The 3,388-nt window shown below is 69.4% G+C and carries 4 protein-coding genes; all 4 read left to right on the top strand.

Going from position 1 to position 3,388, the window contains the following annotated elements; translation table 11 throughout:
- The coding region (locus P3W85_RS10085) for a 2-oxo acid dehydrogenase subunit E2 (protein ID WP_276264688.1) at window positions 1–259 on the top strand (259 nt) is incomplete at its 5' end.
- A complete protein-coding gene (locus P3W85_RS10090; protein WP_276264689.1) occupies window positions 259–1,029 on the top strand; it encodes a lipoate--protein ligase family protein in 771 nt (256 codons plus the stop codon). The genes P3W85_RS10085 and P3W85_RS10090, both read left to right, overlap by 1 nt.
- A 122-nt stretch (window positions 1,030–1,151) precedes the next feature.
- Window positions 1,152–1,736 (top strand): gluconate 2-dehydrogenase subunit 3 family protein, encoded by a 585-nt coding sequence (locus P3W85_RS10095; RefSeq protein WP_276264690.1) that lies wholly within the window; start codon window positions 1,152–1,154, stop codon window positions 1,734–1,736.
- Between the two features lie 82 nt (window positions 1,737–1,818).
- Window positions 1,819–3,388, top strand: a 1,570-nt coding sequence (locus P3W85_RS10100; RefSeq protein WP_276264691.1) for a GMC family oxidoreductase, incomplete at its 3' end; no start/stop codon positions are given.

Genomic DNA, 3,388 nt, shown 5'->3' on the forward strand with positions numbered 1-3,388 from the left:
CCAGCGCGGCACCTTCACCGTGACCAACCTGGGCATGACCGGCATCGACAGCTTCACGCCCATCCTCAATGTGCCGCAGGCCGCCATCCTCGGCGTGACGCGCGTGGCCAAGCGGGCCGTGGTCAAGGACGACTGGATCGCGGTGGCGCCGATGATGGGCCTGCACCTCGTGTTCGACCACCGCGCGGTGGACGGCTATCCGGCAGCGCGCTTCCTCACCGATCTCAAGACGCGGCTGGAAACCGTGGAAGGCCTGTGATGTTCGCCCCCGCCTTCCTCGCCAGCGGCGTAGGCTGCGCCGAAGAACAAGCCTGGAACCGGGCCCGCCTGGCGGAGCCGGTGCTGCGCCCGGCCGTGCGCCTGTGGACCTATGCCGCGCCGGGCATCGTGCTGGGCTGCGCGCAGTCATCCATGCGCGAGCGCCTGACAGGCAGCGCCACCCCGGTCGCGCAGCGGGACTCGGGCGGCGGCGCCGTGCTGACCGGCCCGTGGATGCTGTCGGCCTCGATCGTGCTGCCCGCCGGCCACGCGCTGGTCGGCACCGGTACGGTGTCGAGCTACCGCTGGCTGGGCGTGCTGCACGCCGGGCTGCTGCGCGATCTCGGCATTGCAGCCTACGCGGTGCCGCCGGAGGAAGTGCGGCTGGCCCCGCCGGCGGATACGCTGAAGTGGGCGTGCTTCGGTGGGCTCTCGCCCTGGGAGGTAGTGGTGGGCCAGCGCAAGATCGTCGGCCTGGCACAGGTGCGCCGGCGTACCGGCGTGCTGCTCACCTCCGGCACGCTGATCGCGCCGCCCGATTGGCCGCTGCTATGCGCCGCGCTCGGTGGCGATCCCGCCGATGCCGACCGCCTGCGCGCCTGCACCACGTCCTGCGCCGAACAACTCGGCACGCCGCTGATGGCCACGGTGCTGGCCGAGCGGCTGCACCACATGCTGATCGACGTGCTCGGCGAGCCCGGCCAGGGCCGCCCCAGGGCGCGCCCGGCGCCGGCCTGCGGCCCGCCGCACGCCGTGCCCAGCCCGTGCTGAACGGCACCGCCCCACAAGCCGCGACAAAGCGGCGGGAGGTCGCTGCCGGCAACAAGCAATAAGCGGGACAAGGAGCGGACAACGTCCGCGCCGCGGTCCCACAACGAATGGAGACAAAACAGATGAAATCCCCGCAACCTGCCGGCCCCGGCGCCGGCACCACCATGCGTATCCTGCGCAAGCAGCCCACCGTCTCGCGCCGGGGCTTCCTGCGCGGCGGCGGCCTTGCCGCGATCGGCGTGACAGTCGTGCCGGCGGCGCTGGCCCAGCCGCCGCGCGAAGCCATGACGGCGTCGTTCCGCGCGCTTGGCCCGGCCACCGCGCGCACGCTGGTGGCCATATCGCGCGACATCTTCCCCCACGACAAGCTGTCCGACCGCTACTACGTCGATGCCATCGCCCCGCTGGAGAAATCCGCCGCCGGCGACAAGGCCACGCGCGCCCTGCTGCAGCAGGGCGTCGCCGCGCTGGATGCGTCGGCACGCGAACGCTTCGGCCGCCCCTACGGCGAGCTCACCAGGGAAGCCGACCGCGTCGCGCTGCTGCAGGCCATCGAGACCACACCCTTCTTCCAGAAAGTGCGCGGCGAACTGGTCACCGGCCTCTACAACAACAAAGCGGTGTGGCCCCTGCTGGGCTACGAGGGTTCGTCCTGGGAGAAAGGCGGCTACCTGCACCGCGGCTTCGACGATATCGACTGGCTCTGAGCCGCCGGTACCGGCATTCCCCCGACAAGAAGCCGCCCGGGCTGCGGCAAGCGCCCCCCCGGAGCGGCGCATGGAGACAAGCATGGCAACGAAGTTCGACCTCAAAGACGACAGCGTGGTCGTCATCATCGGTTCCGGCGCGGGCGGCGGCACGCTCGCCAATGAACTGGCCCAGCGCGGCGTACGCAGCGTGATCCTCGAAGCCGGCAAGCACTTTACGCAGGCCGATTTCGAGAACGACGAGTGGGAGATGTTCAACAAGATTTCGTGGCTGGACAAGCGCATCTCGGCCGGCGGCTGGCATCACACCAAGACCTACCCCAACCTGCCGGCCTGGATCGTCAAGGGCGTGGGCGGCTCCACGGTGCACTGGTCCGGCGTGGCGCTGCGCTTCATGCCGCACGACTTCCACAACCGCAGCACCTATGGCGCGGTGAAGGACGCCAACCTGATCGACTGGCCCATCACCTACGACGAACTCGCGCCGTTCTACGATCGCGCCGAGAAGAAGATGGGCGTGACCACCACCGCCGCCTCCGGCCTGCCGGCGCTGCCCGAGAACAATCACTACAAGGTACTGGCAGCGGGCGCGCGCAAGATCGGCTACAAGGATATCGTGCGGCCGATGGCGGTCAACTCGCAACCCTATGACGGCCGCCCGGGCTGCATGCAGATCGGCTTCTGCATGCAGGGATGCAAGATCGGCGCCAAATGGTCCACCCTCTACACCGAGGTGCCGCGTGCCGTGGCCACCGGCAAGGCGGAATTGCGGCCGCAATCCATGGTGCTGCAGATCGGGCACGACGCCGCCGGCAAGGTCACCGGCGTGCTCTATGTCGACGAGCGCGGCCGGCGCCAGTTCCAGCGCGCGCGCGTCGTCTGCGTGGCCGGCAACTCGATCGAATCGCCGCGTCTGCTGCTGAACTCGGCCAGCAGCAAGTTCCCGCAGGGTCTCGCCAATTCTTCCGGCCAGGTTGGCCGCAACTACCTGAACCACACCACCGCGGCGGCCGTGGCAATCCACCGCAAGCCGGTCTATATGTACCGCGGCACCGCGCTGGCGGCGGTGGTCTCGGACGAAGCCCGGCTCGACACGAAGCGGGGCTTCTTCGGCGGCTATCACCTGGAAGGACTGGCGCTGGGCCTGCCCTTCACCGCCGCCTTCATGAAGCCGGGCGGCTGGGGCCGCGAGGTCTCCTCGGCACTGGAAATGTACGACCACATGAGCTGTGTCTGGGTCTGCGGCGAAGACCTGGCACAGGAGCGCAACAGCATCACCCTGCACGCCACCGAGAAGGACCAGTACGGCCTGCCGGTGCCGATCGTGAGCAAGACCGACCACCCCAACGATGCCGCCGTGCGCGCCCATGGGCTGGCCCAGTTCCGCAAGATGTCGGAGGCGGTCGGCGCCACCCGCGTGATCGACATGCCGCCCTACCCCGCCAGCCACAATATGGGCACCAACCGCATGAGCGCCAAGGCCAGCGACGGCGTGGTCAACCGCTGGGGCCAGAGCCACGACATCCCCAACCTGTTCGTCTCCGACGGCAGCCAGTTCGCTTCCAGTTCGGCGTCCAACCCCACCCTGACCATCGTGGCGCTGGCGATCCGCCAGGCCGAGTACATTGCCGGCGCGCTGCAACGGCGCGAAC

The sequence above is a fragment of the Cupriavidus basilensis genome, assembly GCF_029335485.1.
Taxonomy (GTDB): Bacteria; Pseudomonadota; Gammaproteobacteria; order Burkholderiales; family Burkholderiaceae; genus Cupriavidus; species Cupriavidus basilensis_E.

What these genes read in the sequence shown, in the direction of transcription:
- P3W85_RS10090 (WP_276264689.1), top strand. Translation starts at nt 259, where the DNA reads ATGTTCGCCCCCGCCTTCCTCGCCAGCGGCGTAGGCTGCGCCGAAGAA.
- P3W85_RS10095 (WP_276264690.1), top strand. Translation starts at nt 1,152, where the DNA reads ATGAAATCCCCGCAACCTGCCGGCCCCGGCGCCGGCACCACCATGCGT.